The sequence below is a fragment of the Peptoniphilus indolicus genome, from assembly GCF_900454665.1.
Taxonomy (GTDB): domain Bacteria; phylum Bacillota; class Clostridia; order Tissierellales; family Peptoniphilaceae; genus Peptoniphilus; species Peptoniphilus indolicus.
Genome location: NZ_UGTH01000001.1, coordinates 1,461,337 through 1,481,939, shown reverse-complemented (window position 1 = coordinate 1,481,939; position 20,603 = coordinate 1,461,337). Strand labels below are relative to the sequence as shown.

Annotated in this window: 22 protein-coding genes; 2 read left to right on the top strand and 20 right to left on the bottom strand. The window is 30.7% G+C overall.

From position 1 onward, the window contains the following. Positions 1 to 29 precede the first annotated feature (29 nt). Complete coding sequence (locus tag DYE58_RS07090) at positions 30 to 1,385, bottom strand: MATE family efflux transporter (RefSeq protein WP_004820815.1); 1,356 nt, start codon at positions 1,383 to 1,385, stop codon at positions 30 to 32. 206 nt (positions 1,386 to 1,591) lie between these two features. Here DYE58_RS07090 and DYE58_RS07085 point away from each other — a divergent pair, with 206 nt between their 5' ends. Next, entirely contained in the window at positions 1,592 to 2,893 is a 1,302-nt protein-coding gene (locus DYE58_RS07085) for a YjiH family protein (RefSeq protein ID WP_004820813.1), read from the top strand. A 61-nt stretch (positions 2,894 to 2,954) separates the two neighbouring features. On the opposite strand, the gene DYE58_RS07080 is transcribed toward DYE58_RS07085, so the two are convergent. The 18 genes from DYE58_RS07080 to DYE58_RS06995 all read right to left on the bottom strand — a co-directional run bounded on the left by DYE58_RS07080 (position 2,955) and on the right by DYE58_RS06995 (position 18,341). Then, positions 2,955 to 3,503 carry a DUF1722 domain-containing protein gene (locus DYE58_RS07080; RefSeq protein ID WP_115312136.1) on the bottom strand — a complete coding sequence of 183 codons (549 nt, stop codon included), beginning with the start codon at positions 3,501 to 3,503 and terminating at the stop codon, positions 2,955 to 2,957. 2 nt (positions 3,504 to 3,505) lie between these two features. Then, positions 3,506 to 4,441 carry a peptide-methionine (R)-S-oxide reductase MsrB gene (gene msrB / locus DYE58_RS07075; protein ID WP_040552316.1) on the bottom strand — a complete coding sequence of 312 codons (936 nt, stop codon included), beginning with the start codon at positions 4,439 to 4,441 and terminating at the stop codon, positions 3,506 to 3,508. A 94-nt stretch (positions 4,442 to 4,535) separates the two neighbouring features. After that, positions 4,536 to 5,192 (bottom strand): hypothetical protein, encoded by a 657-nt coding sequence (locus DYE58_RS07070; RefSeq protein WP_004820808.1) that lies wholly within the window; start codon positions 5,190 to 5,192, stop codon positions 4,536 to 4,538. Between the two features lie 163 nt (positions 5,193 to 5,355). After that, entirely contained in the window at positions 5,356 to 6,711 is a 1,356-nt protein-coding gene (locus tag DYE58_RS07065; protein ID WP_004820807.1) for a sensor histidine kinase, read from the bottom strand. A 3-nt stretch (positions 6,712 to 6,714) separates the two neighbouring features. Next, on the bottom strand, positions 6,715 to 7,401 hold the full coding sequence (locus tag DYE58_RS07060) for a response regulator transcription factor (RefSeq protein ID WP_004820805.1): 687 nt from the start codon (positions 7,399 to 7,401) through the stop codon (positions 6,715 to 6,717). Positions 7,402 to 7,502: 101 nt separating this feature from the next. Next, positions 7,503 to 7,778, bottom strand: a complete 276-nt coding sequence (locus tag DYE58_RS07055; RefSeq protein WP_004820803.1) for a rhodanese-like domain-containing protein — start codon at positions 7,776 to 7,778, stop codon at positions 7,503 to 7,505. 11 nt (positions 7,779 to 7,789) lie between these two features. Further along, a complete protein-coding gene (locus tag DYE58_RS07050) occupies positions 7,790 to 8,413 on the bottom strand; it encodes a hypothetical protein (protein ID WP_040552314.1) in 624 nt (207 codons plus the stop codon). Between the two features lie 52 nt (positions 8,414 to 8,465). Further along, on the bottom strand, positions 8,466 to 8,984 hold the full coding sequence (locus tag DYE58_RS07045) for a GNAT family N-acetyltransferase (protein ID WP_004820800.1): 519 nt from the start codon (positions 8,982 to 8,984) through the stop codon (positions 8,466 to 8,468). A gap of 86 nt (positions 8,985 to 9,070) precedes the next feature. Then, entirely contained in the window at positions 9,071 to 10,552 is a 1,482-nt protein-coding gene (locus tag DYE58_RS07040) for a DEAD/DEAH box helicase (protein WP_245946067.1), read from the bottom strand. A 154-nt stretch (positions 10,553 to 10,706) separates the two neighbouring features. Continuing rightward, positions 10,707 to 11,192: a DUF1003 domain-containing protein gene (locus DYE58_RS07035; RefSeq protein ID WP_370882801.1), complete on the bottom strand. Its 486-nt coding sequence runs from the start codon at positions 11,190 to 11,192 to the stop codon at positions 10,707 to 10,709. A 61-nt stretch (positions 11,193 to 11,253) separates the two neighbouring features. Then, on the bottom strand, positions 11,254 to 11,646 hold the full coding sequence (locus DYE58_RS07030; protein ID WP_004820794.1) for a (deoxy)nucleoside triphosphate pyrophosphohydrolase: 393 nt from the start codon (positions 11,644 to 11,646) through the stop codon (positions 11,254 to 11,256). A gap of 41 nt (positions 11,647 to 11,687) precedes the next feature. Next, positions 11,688 to 13,808, bottom strand: coding sequence for a M28 family peptidase (locus DYE58_RS07025; RefSeq protein WP_115312135.1), 2,121 nt, complete (start codon positions 13,806 to 13,808; stop codon positions 11,688 to 11,690). Between the two features lie 159 nt (positions 13,809 to 13,967). Next, a complete protein-coding gene (locus DYE58_RS07020) occupies positions 13,968 to 14,339 on the bottom strand; it encodes a TIGR02328 family protein (RefSeq protein ID WP_004820791.1) in 372 nt (123 codons plus the stop codon). Positions 14,340 to 14,369: 30 nt separating this feature from the next. Beyond that, complete coding sequence (locus tag DYE58_RS07015) at positions 14,370 to 15,341, bottom strand: bile acid:sodium symporter family protein (protein ID WP_004820788.1); 972 nt, start codon at positions 15,339 to 15,341, stop codon at positions 14,370 to 14,372. 1 nt (position 15,342) lies between these two features. Next, positions 15,343 to 16,182 carry a pantoate--beta-alanine ligase gene (gene panC, locus DYE58_RS07010; RefSeq protein WP_040552309.1) on the bottom strand — a complete coding sequence of 280 codons (840 nt, stop codon included), beginning with the start codon at positions 16,180 to 16,182 and terminating at the stop codon, positions 15,343 to 15,345. A 300-nt stretch (positions 16,183 to 16,482) separates the two neighbouring features. After that, a complete protein-coding gene (locus DYE58_RS07005) occupies positions 16,483 to 16,758 on the bottom strand; it encodes a hypothetical protein (protein ID WP_004820782.1) in 276 nt (91 codons plus the stop codon). Positions 16,759 to 16,799: 41 nt separating this feature from the next. Next, positions 16,800 to 17,597, bottom strand: a complete 798-nt coding sequence (locus tag DYE58_RS07000; RefSeq protein WP_004820780.1) for an ADP-ribosylglycohydrolase family protein — start codon at positions 17,595 to 17,597, stop codon at positions 16,800 to 16,802. A 312-nt stretch (positions 17,598 to 17,909) separates the two neighbouring features. Beyond that, positions 17,910 to 18,341 (bottom strand): Dps family protein, encoded by a 432-nt coding sequence (locus tag DYE58_RS06995; protein ID WP_040552307.1) that lies wholly within the window; start codon positions 18,339 to 18,341, stop codon positions 17,910 to 17,912. 144 nt (positions 18,342 to 18,485) lie between these two features. Between DYE58_RS06995 and DYE58_RS06990 the strand changes: the two genes are divergently transcribed. Continuing rightward, positions 18,486 to 19,340 (top strand): AraC family transcriptional regulator, encoded by an 855-nt coding sequence (locus tag DYE58_RS06990; protein WP_115312134.1) that lies wholly within the window; start codon positions 18,486 to 18,488, stop codon positions 19,338 to 19,340. 724 nt (positions 19,341 to 20,064) lie between these two features. Here the strand turns inward: DYE58_RS06990 and DYE58_RS06985 are convergent. Beyond that, entirely contained in the window at positions 20,065 to 20,577 is a 513-nt protein-coding gene (locus DYE58_RS06985) for a hypothetical protein (protein ID WP_004820777.1), read from the bottom strand. Positions 20,578 to 20,603: the final 26 nt, after the last annotated feature.

The window sequence follows — 20,603 nt, the reverse complement described above, 5'->3', positions numbered from 1 at the left end:
ATACAATAAAAAGTTTGTAAAATCAATATTTAGCCTTTTATCGTAACTACTCTTTCGTTAATTTTTTTATACGTATAATTTTTTATAAAATATCTTGAATATATAAAATTTACTATCTCTGCTATCAGATATGATCCCCAAACATATTCTATCTTTTCCAAAAAAGACAACAGATAAGCCGCTGGAACTAATGCCACAATTTGTCTTACCAATGATGAACAAAAAGATATCATTCCATTTCCAAGCGCTTGAAAAGTCGAACCTGCAACTATGTTATATGCTGCCAATATAAAGCAAGTAGAAATTATCCTAAGCGCCGGTATCCCTTGTTCATACATTTCTTGTGATGGATTGAAGAAAGATATTAATTGAGCTGGGAATATTTGGAATATTAAAAATCCTATCGTGCAAATTATTATTCCACCCTTCATACAGAACTTTATTATTTCCATACATCTTTCTTTATTTGCAGCTCCATAATTATATGCCAAAGTTGAAACCATTCCGTTTGTGAGACCAAATAATGGCATAAATATAAAACTTTGTAATTTAAAATACGCCCCTAAAATTGCAACTGCTGAGTCAGAAAATTGATTTAAGATTTTATTCAAAAAGTATACTGCCACAGAAGTTATAGACATCAACGCAAAGCTTGGTAAACCAACATCATATATTTTTTTTATAGTTTCAAAATCCGGTTTTGAGACGTTAAATTCAACTTCCTTATTATATGAATGATTAAATAATATCGCTATTATGGCGCCCACTGCTTGACCTATTACAGTTGCTATTGCCGCTCCCTTTACTCCCATTGACGGTAAAGAGAAAAGACCAAATATCAATATAGGGTCCAAAATTATATTTACAATTGCACCTATCCCTTGAGATAACATTGTAAAGAGAGTTTTACCCGTAGCTTGCAAAAGTCTTTCAGTCATGATTTGCAAAAATACAAAGATTGAAACTCCTGTAATTATAGTTATATAGTCTACTCCATACTTTATTATAGTTGGGTCTGTAGTCTGAGATTCAAAATACTGTTTAGAGAATGCAAGTCCAAAAACTAAAAATATAATACTGTGCACTACACACAAAAATAAACTGTTAAATGCAATCTTGCTTGTAAGTTTTTTATTCTTTTCACCCAAGCTTCTCGACAAAAGTGAATTCGAGCCAACTGCTGCTCCTATTGCCAAACTTATCATCAAATTTTGTATTGGAAATGCAATTGAAACTGCCGTGAATGCTTTTTCATCTATCATAGATACAAATTTTGAATCGACTATATTATATAGAGCTTGTATAAGCATTGATATCATTATAGGTATTGATATTTTTAAAACCAACTCAGGTATAGGTTGGTTAGCCATTTTTTCAGAATTCATAGATACCTCCGTCAGTAAATCTTACACTATATTTCCCCATATAACAACACATTATATACCCCCTTTTAACTCCTATACTGTCTACACAAAGTCAAATCTAATTACATTTCTTTTTTTGATTTTTAAATATTTCAATCATCGTTTACTTAGCTAATTAGTCACCGTAAAATCTTTATCGTGTTATAATATATAAAAAGGAGGTTTTTATGAAAAACAGTAGAAGTAGTGCGCTATCAAAATTTATACTGTATAGTCTTTTTGGAATTTTCATGTTTTTTGTACCTATTACATTTAACGGTAAAAGTTCGATTCCTCTTGACCATATAGTTACATTAATTCAAAGCATACCTTATTATAAAGCAGTTTATGGATTAATAATAGTTATATTTGGAGTTATATATCCATTTGTAAAGCGAACTTGGAAAAGCAGTAAAATCAAAACTGCATTTACATTTATAAATTTACTAGCTATTCCATTTGTAATAATGGCTGTGTTTAATGTTGGACCTCAAGGTCTATTGGAAGACAGTATGATTCCATTTGTATTTAATAAGGTTGTAGTTCCGGTAACTACTATAATTCCAATTGGGTCTGTATTCTTAGCTTTTATAATTTCTTACGGTTTGATGGAATTTGTCGGTGTATTTATGCGACCTGTAATGATGCCTATATTTAAAACTCCCGGTCGTTCTGCAATAGATGCCGTTGCATCTTTTGTTGGCTCATATTCTCTTGCCCTTTTAATAACTAATGGAGTATATAAAGAAGGCAAATACACTGCTAAAGAATCTTGTATTATTGCAACAGGTTTTTCTACAGTTTCCGCTACATTTATGATTATAGTAGCTAAGACTCTTGGTTTTATGGAAACTCATTGGACTCAATACTTTTTAGTTACAGTAATAGTTACTTTCTTGGTAACAGCAATCACTGCAAGAATTTATCCACTTTCTAAAAAACCTGATGAATATTATGATGGCATTGAAGGAGACGTTGAAAAAGATATTAAACAAAATAAGTTGGCGGTTGCGACAGACCTTGCTGTTGAAGTTGCTTCTTCAGCTCCTGGTGTGGTTGAAAACACTAAGAAAAATTTTGTCGACGGTATAAAACTTGCTTTTGCAATGGCTCCATCTCTTATGGCTGTAGGTTCTATAGGTCTTATCATAGCTAAATACACTCCTGTATTTGATATTGTAGGATATATTTTCTATCCATTTACGTATATTACACGTCTTCCTGATGCTGGATTGGCTGCAAAATCTCTTTCAATGAGTATTGCTGAAATGTTCTTACCTGCAATGCCTATGACTGAATCTGCTATGGTAACAAAATTTGTAGTTGGAGTGACTTGTGTTTCTGAAATTTTATTCTTCAGTGGTTCAATCCCTTCAATGTTGAGTACAGAAATACCTTTAAAAATGAGAGATTATTTTATAATTTGGTTTGAAAGAGTTGCTCTGTCTATACTTTTAGCTGCACCTTTCGCACATTTCTTATTTAGATAATTTTTATAAGTAAATTAAAAGTTGTGTAATTAGTTTAAATCCAAGCTAAATACACGACTTTTTATTCCCACCAAAATTTTTTTAATATGAACTGGTTTGAAATATATTCTTTTTTATATTTTTTTGAAAACTCAAACAATTTATTTCTGATTTCAAAATCACTGATATTTGTTTTTTCAAATTCATTGATAATTCTAAAATAATCTGCCTTTTCATCTTCTGATAAATCACTTCTAAAATATCCAAAAATATGAAAATATGCATTTACTGCTCTACCTTTTGTTATCGGCTCATCTAAAATTTCAAGTAGTACTTTTTTATAATCTTCAAATACTTTTTCTAAGTTTTTACTTTTACTGTTTGCAATTATCCTTCCAAGTTCGTCTTTTTTATTTATATCATAACAAAAATATAAATATTTATTTCTAGCATGAAACTTAATAAGTTCACTTAATTGTCTTTTATTATTCTTTATTTCCTCTAATTCTTCTATTAAAAAAATTTTTGTAACTATTTTTCTTTTTTCAAAATTATCTAACTTTTCAAAACTTTTTTCACTTACTCCAAATTTTTCTAGTAAATTTATCTCTATTCTTTTGAACGTATTCATTGCTACTTAATGTACTCTTTTAAATATCCATATCCTTCTTTTTCTAAATCTTCTTTTGGAATGAATTTAATTGACGCACTGTTTATGCAATATCTAAGTCCGCCCTTTTCTGCCGGACCATCTTCAAAAACATGACCTAAGTGGGATTCTCCTGAGTTACTTTTAACTTCTATTCTATTCATATTGTGGCTATTGTCTTGATTATATTTTACAGTTTCAGGAGCAATTGGCCTTGTGAAACTTGGCCATCCACAACCTGAATCAAATTTATCTTTTGAAGCAAAAAGTGGTTCTCCAGTGACTACATCAACATAAAGTCCTTCTTCTTTAGAGTTCCAATATTCATTTTCAAACGGTCTTTCTGTTGCGCTGTTTTGTGTGACTTGATATTGTTCTTCTGAAAGTTTGTTTCTAATTTCTTCTTCACTTGGCTTTACATATTTTTCAGAATCAACTAATGGCTCATAAGCTTTTAAGACGTTTATATGGCAATATCCTGTTGGATTTTTTTGTAAATAGTCTTGATGATATTCTTCAGCTAACACAAAGTGTTTCAATGGCTCTACTTCCACTACTATTTTTTCAGCATAGTTCTTTTGTTTTTCATCAAATACTTTTTTAATGACTTCTAATTCTGAATCATCTGTATAGTAAATTCCAGTTCTGTATTGCGTTCCAACATCATTTCCCTGTTTATTCATTGAAGTTGGATCTATAACTCTGAAATAATAAAGCAAAATTTCTCTTAAAGATATTTTTGATTCATCATAAGTGATGTGTATTGTCTCTGCATGACCTGTTGTCTTTATAAGTTGATAGTTTGTAGTTTCAACACTTCCATTCGCATAACCTGACACTACATCTATTACTCCTTCAATTCTGCTGAAATAATCTTCAAGGCCCCAAAAACATCCGCCTGCTAAATATATATTTTTCATAAAATTATTCCTCCCTTTTAATACTATACTTTTACCCACTGCTACCAAATCTTACTTAACAAAAAGACAACTGTTTCCAGCTGCCTTTTAAACTTTATCTATTAAATTCTTCGTCTATCGGTGTTATTTCAGGAAATAACTTATCTAATATCTTTTGATTTTTTTCGTTAGCTTTTTCTACTACAGAATATAGTTTGTCTAATTCAACTGACAATTCTTTGGTCTCTGCTTCAGCTTTTTCACTTAGCTTATCCCATTCTGAATCTAAAGTGTTAATCTTCTCCTGTTCTGCCTTTAGAGTAGCTTTTTCTCCGGCTGTTAAATTCTTAGCTTTTTCAATTTCAGCTATTGTATCTTCTGACATAGCTTCGTCATCTATTCCTTCATAGAATTTTTCCCATAGTTTTTCGTTTGAGCCGTATATTTTGTCATACTTTTCATAGATAGGATTCATAATTTTTTCATAGATGATATCCACTTGTGCTTCTAAGTCATCAATCTTCTTCCAAGTTGGTGCAAGTTCTGCCTCTGTTTTAAGCAATTGTTGCTTTTCTGCTTCTGTAATATTTTTTGAACTCTTTATACAATCTATAAAACTTTTTTCTTTTTGTCCGTCTTCAAAAACACAAGCACATTCTGTAGTTTCTTTGCTATCTTTGTTTTGTGATGATGCATTTACTGGCATCATGCCTGTCAATATTGTTCTTCCAAATACTACCTCTGTTAATAATAATGTACCTAGTTTTTTCATATAATTCACTCCTTAAATTCATCTTTATTTTTATTTTTTAGATAGTTTGTTTTTCTATCTGTCATTATTCTACAAAATATGTTTAGGAGAAATCCCCTCAACTTTGAATGAATTATTAGTTTATTTGTGGCAAAACTGTGGCAAATTATTTCTATATTCTAAATTACAATGTAAATTTAGTTTCTCCAATCATTGAACTGACATTTACACCACCGTATTTCTTCATTATGTCTTTTACAATAGATAGCCCTATCCCGAAATTTCCCTCTTTCCCCTTATAAAATCTCTCAAAAATATGCTCTATTTCAGTAGGCTCTATTCCATTTCCGTCATCAACTATGTCTATTTTTATCATATTTTCAGATTTAAATCCACTTATTTTAATAGTAGTCTTGGCATATCTATAGGCATTTGAAATTATATTATCAAATACTTTTTCGATAAGTTCTTCATCTCCGATAATCTTTAAATCATCATCTAAATCTATTTTAAAACTTATATCTTTGTTGTTGCCAACAGAAATGTTATTTGAAGACTCGTAAATTACATCTGAAATATCAACTTCTCTCTCGTCCAATTCTTTTGTCTCAAATTTTGATAAATATAAAATATCATCGACCAATCGGGACATTTTCTTGCTCTGTTTATAAATTACACCAAGCCCTTTTTCTTTATCTATCACTCCATGCATTATACCCTCTGTATACCCTTGAATTGACATAAGTGGAGTTCTCAATTCATGTGAGGCATTTTGAAAAAAGCTCTTTTGTAAATTTTCTGATTTATCTATCAAATTTGACATATTGTCTATCGTATCTACAACACTTTCAAATTCTTCATACAGTACATCTGCCTTTTCTATATCCTTTTCCCTCTGACCGACTTTCAACAAATACTTATTCAAATTTCTAAAAGAAATATTTATTCGTCTTAGATGTAGAGAAATTAACAAAACACTTAGTCCTGCAAAAATTGTAAACAGCACAACTATAAATTTATCCATCAACTTCACTATGCTCTGCACAGAAGTTGTGTTTATATACACTATTATTTCATATGGCTCTTTTTCCTTTCCAGCTGCAAATATAAAATATCCATCAAACTCTCCGGTGTACATTCTCCTCTCAAATATATATGATTGGTCTCCAACAGTTACAGAAGTTTGTCCGTCTTTTAATTCATCTTTTTTCGATAATTCTCTTAAGATTGCTTCTGACTCTATCTTTTCTCTATCCGTGTACCAATCTCCTATATACTTATTTGGGTCTTTCTGAGGTTGCACTATGATTGTGTGTACTGGAAAAAATATTCTGTTGTAGGTTTCCAATGAATATTCTGTCATCTCAGGCTCATTTACATACCTTAAAACAAATTCTTCATTTATGGAGTCTGCCGTTATCTCTGTTATATATCCCTTCATAATTACATGAAATATTATAGTTACAAAAATAAAAACTGACAAAATACTTATTGGAGGAATTATCAAAAGACTATTTGAAAGTTTTTTTCTCTTATTCATAATTTAATCCTTTAATTTTAACCTGAATCCATATCCCCAAACAGTTTCTATTTGAACTTCACTGCCACTATCTTTTAATTTTTTTCTAAGCCTTTTGATTGTATCATCAGTTACTCTCGTTTCAACTGACACACTGTAACCCCAAACTTCATTTAACAGTTCTTCTCTTGATACTGCCAAATCTTTTCTCTCTATTAAATAACTAAGAAGACTGTATTCCGTCTTGGTTAAATTTATTTCTGCCTCATTTATCTCACACTTTTTTAACGACGGAAATAGAGTTATATCTCCAAAAACAAGTTCATCAGACTCTTTTTTTGTCTTGTTTTCACGTTTTAAAATAGCATTTACTCTCATCATAAGCTTTACCAACGAAAATGGTTTTGTAAAATAATCATCGCACCCCGCTGTAAAACCTGTTATGTAATCCATGTCTGTATCTCTTGCGGTTAATAATAAAATTGGAATTTCTGATATCTCTCTTATTTTATTTGTCACTGCAAATCCGTCAGTCCCTCGCATCATAACATCAAATATTATCAAATCCGGTTCTTGATTCTTAAATTCTTCAAATAATAAATCTCCATTTTCAAAAATCTTCACAGTATGTCCTGCTTCTTCCAAAAAACTCTTTATCAATTCTCTTATATCTTTTTCATCATCTGCTACGTAAACTAATCCCTTTGTCATTTTTCAACTCTCTATTTAAAAATTATTTTTAATATTATTAAAATTATACACAGCCACCAACTATTTATAAAAAATAAAAAGTGCATCTTTTGATACACTTTCTAGCCTCTATAGGTCATCATTCCACCCTTTATGTTCACAGCGTCCATTCCTTTTTTCTGTAAATAAATTGCTGCTCTTTTACTTCTCGCTCCACTTGCACAAACTAAATAAATTTTCTTTTTTGATTCAAAATTTTGAATTTGAGAAAGAGGTACATTCTTCGCCTTAGGTGCGTGTCCAGCTTTAAACTCATAAGGTTCTCTTACATCAACTATAATCCCATCATCTTCTATCTCGTCCCATGTTGCAGAGGGAACGGATTTAAAAAACCACATATTCTTCTCCTTTAAATTTCTGCAGGTATTGGTTCTGCTAATGTTTCATTTTCAAAAAAATCTGTTCCTTCAATGGCATTGTTAGTAATTGCATAAAAAGATGTTACAAATGCTTCTCCATCTATGGCAAAGTTCACGGTTAAAAGATTTGACTCCATAAAATATTTTTCAAATTGAGTTCTGTATCTATTCATTTCATAGACGTATCCACTGTCAAGTTTTTTCAGTTTCCCTTCTATTACTCTCTCGCCATCTTGAACATCTAAATAAGACGGTTTAGATACAATAGTTATCTTAGGAGTTTCATCCGGTTCTATGACTTTCCCATCCTTATTAAATAAAAGATAGATGTTTTTATCTTCTTCCAAGTGAATCGTTGGAATATCGCCTTCAATTCTGCCGTTTAGAAAATCATTTAATTTTTCAAAATCAGCTTCATCCTTCTTTGAAAATTCCTCTTGTGTAAATGTCTTTACTATTGGTATTCTCTTATCAGTGCTAAGTCTCACATCCACCTTTACACCATCAACCGTATTATTTCTCATAAATTCTGGAGTGGGTCTAAAAGCATTTACACAAAAAACAACTATAATCACCAAAACTAATCCTAAACCCAAAAAGATTTTTTTAAGCATTTTATCCTCCTGCACATTATAGTGTAGTTAATTTATACCCTAAAAAATAGTTTTATCTAATTTCTCCAATAGTCTTTTGAGCCCATACAACTCCATACCATTTACCAAACTTATATCCTATGTGTTTAAACTCTCCAACAAATTCAAATCCCATTTTCTTATGAAATTCAATACTTGCTCCATCACTCTTTGAATCTTTTTCATCTGCTGTAGTTATACAAGCACACATATTCACTATTCCCTGTTCTATCAAAAGTTCTTCTAGTTTATCATATAGTTTTCTACCTATTCCGTTTCTTCTATTTCCCTTTCTCAAATAAATCGAAGTTTCAACAGATTTGTCATAAGCCGCTCTGCTCTTAAATACATTTGCATATGCATATCCAACTATCTCTCCATCAACTTCCGCAACTATGTAAGGATATTTGGTAGATATGCTCTCTATTCTGTCTCTAAATTCAGCTTCTGTTGGTGGTTCATATTCAAAACTTATGGATGTATCTATAACGTAAGGACTATATATTGCAAGTAAGTCTTTTGTGTCATCTAAATTAACTCTTCTTATATTCATATTTCACCCCTAAATTTATTTTTACTAGTATAACAAATTTTTTTATTTTGTACCAAAAAAACTGTGCTCATCACACAGTTTCTAAATTAATTTGAATATCTTTTTTTGTTGCCTTTTTTGAAATCTTTATAGTTATTAGATTTCTTGCCATTCTTATTTCTATTTTTGTTGTTATTGTTTCTGTTGTAGTTATTAAAGCCTTTACCTTTTTTGGAACCGCCTTTTCCTGACCACTTATATTTTTTACCGTAGTCAACTTGGTCAAGTCTTTGATGATTTCTTTGGTTTTCTTGCTCATCTACCATTTTAAGAAGTAGTGCTGCAATTTCAACCGCTCCATATTCTCTGGCTAATAGTCCATCAATTATAGGTAGGTACTTAGAAATATCTGGTTTTCTTTCCATTTTTTCTTCAACAATCTCTATCAATCTGTCAAATTGTCTTGCATCCATATCTGAAATTGTAGGAAGTTCCATATATTCCATTTGAGCTTTTGTGTAACGCATTATATCTTGTAGTTTGTAGATATCTCTTCCTACAACAAAAGAAAATGCCTTTCCTTTTCTACCGGCTCTAGCCGTACGACCTATTCTGTGTACATAGTACTCTTCATCTTGTGGTATATCGAAGTTTATTACTACATCAACATTTCCAACATCAATACCTCTTGCAGCAACATCTGTTGCAACTAAGATTTCTATGTTAGATTGTCTGAACTTCTTCATAACTTGGTCTCTTTGATTTTGTTTCAAATCTCCATGAAGTCCATCTGCTCTGTAGCCACGTGATAAAAGGTCTTCAACCAATTTATCAACTTTTCTCTTTGTATTACAGAACACTATAGAAAGTTTAGGATTGTAAATATCCACTATACGGCTTAAAATTTCTGTCTTCATTACTTCTGACATTTCAAGATAATATTGTGTTATATTTTCAACTGTAAGCTCTTTGTGTTTTACTTTTATAACCTCAGGGTCATTTTGATATATTTTTGAAAATTCTGTTATTTCTTTTCCCATTGTCGCTGAGAAGAAACAAGTTTGTTTTTCTCTATTCGTTTGGTCGAATATGGTCTTCATATCATCTCTAAAGCCCATATCAAACATTTCATCCGCTTCATCTAAAACTGCAATCTTTAAATCGCCGAGTTTTAATGTTCTTCTTCGTAAATGGTCCATTATACGTCCCGGAGTTCCAACAACTATTTGAGCATCATTTTTTAATGCAACTCTTTGTCTATCAAAATTTGTTCCCCCATAAATTGGAACAACGTGAATCCCTTTTTTATATTTAGCTAATTTTGTTATTTCATTTGCAACTTGAATTGTAAGTTCTCTTGTAGGACATAAGACTAAACCTTGTACATAATTTTCAGGTTCTACAATTTCTATCATAGGTATACCAAAAGAGGCAGTCTTTCCCGTACCTGTTTGAGCTTGTCCTATAAGGTCTCTACCTTCTAAGAGTGGTGTTATACTTTGTGCTTGAATAGGACTTGCTTCTTCAAATCCCATTTCCTCAACAGCTTTTAAAATCTCTGCTGAAAGAGATAATTCATTAAATTTCAATAATTTTTCCTTTCTGATTCTTAAACTGAAAAAGGCAATCGAGCTGAACTCGACTGCCAAATTCTTTCCTTTAATCAATTTTACGCTATATTTGTGATTAATGCAAACAATACTTTTTAAACAGTAGCTAGATATTGCTACCAAATAATATTTTTTATTCACTTTGTTTATCTTTTTCTTCTAACAAAATATCTAATTTTCTGTGAATATCTTGTATAATTATTTCTGTCTTTAAATTGACTTTATAATCATTTTCTGCTCTTTGCCTATCTTTTTCTTCTTGTCTATTTTGACTCATCATAATCAACGGAGCTTGTATAGCTGCCGTACAAGAAAGGATTAAATTTAATAATATAAAAGGAAACGGGTCAAAAGCTTTATTTCCTAATTTATTATTTATCATAATCCAAGCCGCAAGAGCCACAGTAAATAATATTATAAAAGTCCAACTTCCCGCAAACTTAGCTAATTTATCAGCTGCTTTTTGACCAAGTGTATATTTCTTTTTAGACGCTAAATCTTTAAATACTGTCCTATCCAATATTAGATGAAGAATTTCTTCATCCGTTAATTCTTCTTCAACATCTTCCAATATAACTTTAAGTATTTCTAACTTATTTAACTTATCCAAATTATACACCCCCACAAAAAGTTTAGCTTTTAAATATATTTATCCAAAAAATTAATTATAAACCTAAATTTCAAACTATAAATTTTGATTTTAACTCTTCAATGACTTTGACATTTCCAGCTAAAAATTCAAATTTGTCAATTTCATCTATGGTAATCCAGCTTGAATCCATATGCTCTTTTAAAATTATGTTACCTTTTAAAATTCTTGCCATATATACAGACAAATCGACAGAAAAATTTTCATAGTTGTGTTCTATTTTACACAGCATTTCACAAACTTCGACTTCAATTTCTAATTCTTCTCTAATCTCTCTTTTTAAAGCTTCTTCATCGCTCTCTAAAGCTTCAACTTTGCCACCGGGAAATTCCCAAAATCCTTTGAATTCTCCATAGCCTCTCTTAGCTATAAAAAATTTATTTTCAGCTCTTATGACTGCCGCGACAACTTTTATTTTCTTCATACTTTTATCTCTTTATTTATAATTTTCCAATCAAATAAGTATTACTTAATTGATTCCAACAAATTGTTAATTTCTTTCACAGATTTTAATTCTTCAGCTACAGTTTGTTTTAAAATTTCTTGCTCTTCTTTTATAGATTTAGAAATTATTTCAAGTTCAGCACTGTACTCTTTTCCATCGCCTTTTTCTTGTAAAGAATTTATTAAATCATACAAATCTCTATGCGAAACAACTTTGCCAGCGCCCCACATAAGTTTTCCTTTTTCTGCATTGATTACATAGTTAGTAAAATATTCAAAAACATCTTTGTCAAAACTATATGCGTACCAATTGTTGTCAACTTTATATAATTCCTCATCTAAAGCTTTTGTAACATCACCTTTTTCTATCAAACCTTTCGAATTTGACAAGGCTTCTATGTTAGTTTGAGGATTTTGATGCGCAAAGATAGGCTCATCTTCCCAAGTAAGTCTCACCAAATTACTTTCAGCATATTTAAAAGTCTCAAGCAATTTAGAATTTAATTCCTTCGACGCTTTTAAGATTCCATCTGTTGGCTCATTATTTACCAAGGCATTTTTATAGTCTTGATTTAATTTTTCAACTTTCTTCATTACTTCTTTGGCATTTGAAATTGCTCTATCACTCTCAGCAATTAACTCTTTATATTCCGTTCCCTCTGATTTATTCATTTCAGCATTTATAGATTCTTTTAAAGCTTCCATTCTATTTGAAAAATCAAGTGGCACAACTGCTGTCTTATCGTAATAAATTCCAAGTAACCCATATAAATTTTGGTGGAATTTTAAAGCTTTCTCATTGTAAGTTTCTTTGTCGTCCATTTGAGTATGGTAATGAGTCTTCATAAATTCACTGTCTTGAAAATCATTTCTAAGCGCAGGAATTCCAGAAGTTGCAAAAGAAAAATCATCAGACCACGTTCTAAGCGGAGCAACAACTTCTATGCCATCCTTATACACACCATCTACTTTTGGAACTAATTTAGAAAAATCAGTTAGATAATTTTTCAATTCATATATCGCTCTTATTTCATCGTGAGTTTCATGCTCATAAGCCGGCAACTCAAAATTTATATCTAAAAGAGCATTTCCTATCCACTCAGGTCTGGCTTCGTTTATCTGTCTGTAAGCTCCAGTACTCCAATCATATCTTGTGTTTGATACTCCCCACTCTTCAGCAGACAATGCAGCAAATACAATTGTCTTGTCAGGTTGATATCCTGATTCAACCATTGCCTTAGCTATTGACATCATAAGTCCAACAGCCATACTGTTGTCTTGCAGACCACTGAAATAAGCATCATAGTGTGCAGAATAAACTATTACATTATCTTTATCCTTACCCTCTATTTTCCCAATGTAATTATAAGTCTTTTGGTCAAAATCAACTTTAGATTTTGCATCTAACTTTACTTTTGTATTCCCATTATCAATGGCCTCTTTTAACACATTCCTGTCAGCTTTTGATATTGAAAATACCGGAGCATAATCTGGCCCACAAATATCTTGAGCGTTTAAAGCTTTATCATCTACTTCAGAATATCCACCATCTTGGGCAACAATCACTGCCACCGCACCCTTAAAATGAGCTTGTAGCGTAGGATAATTTACCCACCATTCTTCTCTTTGATTTATATCTAAGAGTACCAATTTACCAGTTACGTCTATATTTTCATAATCATCTTTAGTGCCCTTGCCGGCATAAACTATATCAAATTCCTTTTCACCCTTAGTGTCAAAATTTATCTGATATCCACCTAAAACTGATTTAACTTCATTTCCACTTTTATCTTTAAAAATAAGATTAGCTTTTTCAAATTCCCACTTATCTACTCTTATCTCATCAGCACTTACTTCAGTAAGGCCTATGTTTTTCATTTCTTTTTCTAAGTATTTTCCAGCTTCATATTCAGCAGAACTTCCCGCTGTTCTATACCCTAGTTCTTGATTTTGTTTGAACTCTCCCAAGTCAAGTGCAATCTTATGTGCATATTCAGTATCTACTTTTTCCAAGTAATTTTTAAAATCTTTTTCTTGAATTTCTGAATACTTTGAATCCACAGAATTACCTTTCTGCCCACAACCTACAACAACGAGAATGCAAAATAGCACACTCATTAAAACTTTTAACCTTTTCTTCAATTAACTACCTCCTCAAAAAAATATCATAATATATTAAACATTTTTTTTAATATATTTGCAATAGTTTTTTTGAATTTATATTAAATTATTTATTTCCTAAATTTTTTATTTAATAATAAAAAATAACCCCAAGTTACATAACTCAGGATTATTGAAAATTTATTTATATTCTATTTTAATTCCTTTTTCGGCTAAATTATTTAAACACTCTTCTAAATATTTATCGTCGTGTTCAGAATATATTGGCTTTGAGATTTTTTCATGCTCGAGTGTATCGTACGCTCTACATTTTTCTCCTCTATACAAATGATTTTCCCATTTTAAATTCGGTTTATATCCTCTGTTTTTCATCTCTTGCATAACAAGAGAGTGGTACTTATACAATTTATAAGGAGAGTGAGTAAATACATAGTCAACTGTGGAATGTCTTTTGCCCCATCCATTTCCTCTTAGCGCACAACATTCTCTGTGTTGACCTAAGAGTTGTTGCCTTGGTAATTTACTTATTAGATCCTCATGCCACAATCTCATATTAAACCTCTCTAAATATTATGAAAACTTTTAAATACTCTCTAACTCAGCTTTCATATTATTTTCTATATTTTTACTTCCACTTCTTCTGATATTTGCGAATACAGAGCCTGTTAAATTGTGCATTACACTAAAAATTGCTCCCGGCAAAGTTGCCAATGGATTCATTGCAAAGTTTGCTGTAGCTAATGACACAGCTAAACCACTGTTTTGCATTCCAACTTCAATCGCAACTGCTGTAGCTTTTTTGTATTCCACTCCAAATAGCTTAGAAATTCCCATTCCCATCAAAAGCCCCAATACATTGTGTATAAATACAACCATTGTAACTAGCATTACGCTTTCAACTATTTTATCTGAATTAATTGCAATTATTCCTGATATTATAAGAATTATTGAAATTGATGAAACAAGCGGCAATACAGGAGTTACATATTCCATTTTTTCTCCAGCTATATTTTTTACAAATATCCCCAATAAAACCGGTATCAAAATTACTTTAATAACAGTTATAAACATAGCATATAGCGAAACATTTATCCACGCTCCTGCCAATAGGTATACTAAAACCGGTGTCAAGAATGGTGCAAGGAGAGTTGAAACAGTTGTCATTGTAACTGAAAGAGCTACATCTCCACCAGCTATGTGTGTCATTACATTACTTGCCGTACCACCCGGGCAACATCCGACTAAAATCACACCCAATGCTATATCGCTTGGCAAATTCAACATTATACACAATCCCCATGCTATTAATGGCATAAATATAAATTGTGCTATAACACCTATTATTATTTCTTTTGGCTTAACAACTATAGATTTCATACTAAAAAAATCAATTGTAGTACCCATTCCAAACATTGCTACCCCTAAGAAAATTGCAGTGTATTTTGTCATCCACGCAAATCCCGATGGATAAAAAAATGCTATTGTAGATAAAATCACTATTATGAAGATAATTTTATTAACTACAAAACTTGAAAATTTATTAAATTTTGCCATTTTACACCTCGTAAGTGAAGTTATCTATTAGTCTTGCACTTCCCATATCAACAGCAAGAGCAACCAATACATCCCCTTCTACCGTTTCTACGGGTTGTAAAAATTCAGAATCTACAACTTGTATATAGTCTATTTTTGCATAAGGTACTTCATTTATAACTTCTGTCATCGCAGATATTATATCTTTTGAAGCAACTCCCTTTCCTATTATTTCCTTTGCCTTTTGTATTGATTTATAAAGACAAAGAGCGTCTTTTCTCTCTTGTTCATTTAAATATTTATTTCTTGAAGACATTGCCAAACCGTCAGCTTCTCTAACTATTGGACATCCTATAAGTTCTATATCAAAATTTAAATCTTTAACCATTTTTCTCAAAACGGCCAATTGTTGAGCATCTTTTTGTCCAAAATATCCTCTGTCAGCTTTGCTTATGTTAAATAGTTTAGACACTACTGTACAAACTCCTTGGAAATGTATCGGTCTAGACATCCCACACAATTGATTTGTAAGTTCTTCAACTTTTACATAAGTTTTTAAGTTGTCATACATATCATCAACATCAGGAGTAAAAACTAAATCAACTCCTTGTGCCTCACACTTGCTAAGGTCACTTTCCAAATCTTTTGGATAATTATCTAAATCTTCATTAGGACCAAATTGAGTTGGGTTTAAAAATATAGATACCATTACAAAATCATTATCTTCTCTGGCTCTTTTAATTAAACTCATATGCCCATCATGTAAAAATCCCATTGTTGGAACTAATCCTATTTTCTTCCCTTGTAATTTTATGGGATTTACAATCTCTCTTACTTCTGCTACTGTTTTTACTACTTTCATATTTTCTCCTCTAAATTTTATTAGAGACAGCACGACATTCAACCCATAAAATAAAAAAATGACTAACACTCAAATATCAATTCATCGCATGAAAAAATAAATGACAAAGTCATGTATTTACAATATTTAAAGTCTTATTAAAAATATAAGCTTGATTGTTCAGTTTTATAAGTTTGTGTCATGAGTATAGTTAAAAAAATACCATCTCTAAGTAATAGAATAACAATAAATTTTATATTTGCAAGAATAATTAATACTTTTTACAAATTTATTCTCTATACAATTAAACAGTCTGTTATTTTAAAGAGAATAGTTTAATAAAAAAGCTAAAATTATTTCTATAATTGCAATTATTCTTATATATTTTTTACTCTTTTCAAGCCCATACTTTTGTTTCATCTCAAAAGTATACACCGGATAAAACAACAAAAATATCCCTATTGAAGCAAATATCAAACAATTTAAAAATGAACTTCTAATTGTAAAATCATTTAGTAAATTAAATAGTATTACCATAATCACCCAGTAAAATATTAATTTTTTAAATGTTATGCTTCCCATTATTTTATTTAACATTAACTTTTTCAGATTTAATCCCCTAATTCATCTAACACTTTTCAGCTCAAAATACCGTAGAACTTTTCTAACACGCTCAGCATTTTTCCATCTATGTACTTATTGCATTTTACAATTAACTCGTCAGGAATCCCAAAAAAAGCCTCTGCAATACTGCCGCTTATAGCTGCTACTGTGTCTGTATCCCCACCCAATGACACAGCATTTCTAATAGTATCTTCAAAATCAATCCCCTCTAAAAAAGAAATTATTGCTTCAGGAACTGTCTTTTGACAAATTTCATACCTCTGGTAAGTTGGCCTTATCTCGTCTATCGTCCTATTCAAATCGTACGCAAATTCACTTTCGATATAACCTTTTATTTCTTCTTTAGTAGCTCCATTCCTAGCTAGATAAATTGCAGAAGCTATTGCCTCAGCTCCCTTTATCCCCTCAGGATGATTATGTGTTACTGCCGCTGTAGCCTTAGCTATTTCTCTAGTTCTTTCAAGCGAATCATATAACCAACCAACAGAAGAAACTCTCATTGCCGAACCATTTCCAAAACTGTTATATGGCTTAGGATCAATTTCAAATATCCATTCTCTAAAAGACAGTCCATAACTTTTATTTGGATACTCTCTACCCCAAGTTTGCATGGACTTTGCAACTTCAATTTCTACATCTTTCAATTCGGTATTGATTTTTAAATTCATTAAAGCTTCCCCAACTGCCAAAGTCATTACCGTATCATCAGTGAATTTAGACTCTCTATTAAACAAAACAAAATCTTTTGTCTTTTCTCCTCTATCAAATTCATAAGGAGAGCCTATTATATCTCCCAAAATTGCACCATACATAAAGCTCAACTCCTTCTGTTTACAATCTACATCTTACTAATTATTCTAACATACATTCGCAGCTTCTTATTAAAGATATGATTTGATAGATAGTTATAATCCAAAGTTTTCCTAGTTATAGTCTAAAGTCACTACCTTAGTTTTCTTCAAAATTTATTTTTCTTGACTATTTAGACATCCATATAATAGTTTTTTATATTATCTTTGAGATTTTATTACATTTTTTCAAGTGCATTATTTTATATTCCAATTAACTAAAGACAACAAATAAAAAAGCTAAAGACAATTTAATATCTTTAGCTCTTATCCTCATTATTTACTTGCTTGTGAAATCATCCAAATTACTTTGCTATAACTTCCAATAAGTTCATCCATATTAGCAGAAACTAAATAATCATTTTTATCATCTGCATCAGCTTTAATCTCTTCAGCTTTATTCAATAGATGTTTGTAATCTTCCTTTAATACTTCAAATATCTTTTTAACATCATTTTGGAATTCTCCTTCCGATTCTTCTATTTCAGCATTTTCCAAAAATTGTTTCATGTTTGATACCGGTTTTCCATTTATCATCAGAATTAATTCTCCAATACTATCTATTTGAGGTAAAATTCCATTGTACATTTCTTCTAGTTGTCCATGAACTTGGAAGAAGTTAAGTCCTGAAACATACCAATGAAAGTTTTGTAACTTGTGATAAAATACGATCAGATCTGACAATAAAACATTTAATTTCTTTTCCATAATTTTCTCCTTTATTTTATAAATCTTTTCCTTTTTTATATTGCTTCTTTGTAATTGATATTATATGATACAAAAGGACTACTAAATAGTATTTTATAACTAAAAAATAATAATATATGGTCATTTGTAAAGGATTTATAGAAAATGAAAATAACTGATATAGAAATACCTTTTTATATAGAAGAAAATACTTGCTCTACAAAAAATAAAAATGAAGAACTAGCTCATTGGCACAATTCCATAGAAATAATAAAAGTTATAGAAGGTAAATTCATCTGTCAAGTCAACGGTAAAAACCTTGAGGCTCAAGCTGGTGATGTATGTGTGATAAATCGCAGAAAAATTCACCGAATATTAAACGATAACTCATTAAAAATTTGCAAAAAGAAAACTTTTATCTTCAACCCGGATATACTCTTTAAAGATGAAACTATGTACAAAAAATATATGTTGCCTATGCTCTCTGATAACGGCTTTTCTCACATGAGATTTAGCTATAAAAGTTCACTATCTAAAGAAATACTAAATCTCATAAATGAAATTGAAGACATTTACAATTCAAAACCACTTGGCTATGAAATGGAAATAACCTCAATTATGATTATGATACTGCGCAGACTATATATTGCATATCAAACATCAAACGAAACTATAAAGGACCGAGAAAATCCGAACATACAAATCCAACGTAAAATGTCTAGATTTATTTACGAAAACTTTGGTTCAAAAATCTCTCTTGATGATATTGCAAATTCCGGCTCAGTAAGTAAAAGTACTTGCATGAGAATTTTTAAAGAATACACCGGTAAATCACCTATAGAATTTTTAAATAGCTATAGATTGGAACGTAGCGCTCAAATGCTTGAAGAGACTTCCGCTCTTATAACAGAAATATCACTAGAATGTGGATTTTTTCAACAAAGCTATTATAATAAACTGTTTCTAAAAGAATACGGTTTAACTCCCAAAAAATATCGTAAACTCTTCCATAGTCTATAACTTTTTTTAATTTAATATTTAATAAAAAATAGACTGATGCAAAATGGTCAAAAAGAAAACCGACTACCTTGAAATGAGTAAGCCTTTTCTTGAATTTGAGCTATTTTGCATCAGCCTAATCCTTTTTATACTAGTCTCTTTATTAAACACAACTCAATATAACAAAAACATTATCTAATACTTATTTGATTTAATTTAAATAAATTAAATTACATAATTCATAGAAATACTGTGGTGAGTTGTAAAATTTTTTAAAATGTTAAAGTTTTATAAGTTTTCTTAAATAGTATATAGAAAATACGAAATATAAACCATCTTTCTTACTACGAAAATAAACCGGAGCATTTTAATAGTTTGTTTTTATCTTTTTACCTTTCACCCCATCTATATTTTTTCTTAACGACATATTGTTTTTGCTGTTCTTGTTTGTTTACCTTAATATTTTTACCTGCTTTTTTTAAAATCGGCTCAAATAGTTTTTCTTCAGCCCTTTTTCTAGCTATAATAGCATCTTCTTTTTTCTTAAATGTTCCCAGTGTATATCTCTTTTTTCTTAATGTAATATATGAAACCCAATTGCCACTTTTAGTTTGACTAACGCCTTTTACACCACTGGTATTATTTGATGGGACTTTTCCTGTTAATAGGTATGGTAAAGCTCCGTCTACATAGTTATATTTTCGGTCATTACCAAGATGACCACAACTAAGTGTATGCCCGCTGATTAAATTAGATCTGGATACATAAGTGGACTTACCGCAAGAACATAGGCAAAGATATTTTTCTCTATTTTTATCAAATGAGATAACTGTAAGTTCTCCGATTTTTGTCCCAATAAGTCTTCATATTTATGATTCCCACAGTCTTTGACATATCCTCTGTCCAGTTGTTTTTTGGTGGCTTCAATATATTTTCCGCATTTAAGACACCTACATTTCCAAACTATCAAGCCATCTTTACGTTTTTCAGTTTTCTCTTCAACTATAAGGTCGTGATATATTTCTCCTACTATGTTTTTATAGCTATTAGCAATCTCTGCCCCTCTACAACCGCAGCTTACGGTTCTTCCCGAGATAAGATTGCTATAGTATACATAAGTAGTGTTTCCGCAATCACAAATACATTTACATTTTTTGTACTTGCCTTTTTTATAAACAGATATCACTTTCAGTTTTCCAAACCTTTTCCCTATAAGCTCATCATTTTTATTTATTTCTTTTAAATCCTTCGATACCATATCTACAAAAATTTTCTTTTTTCAAA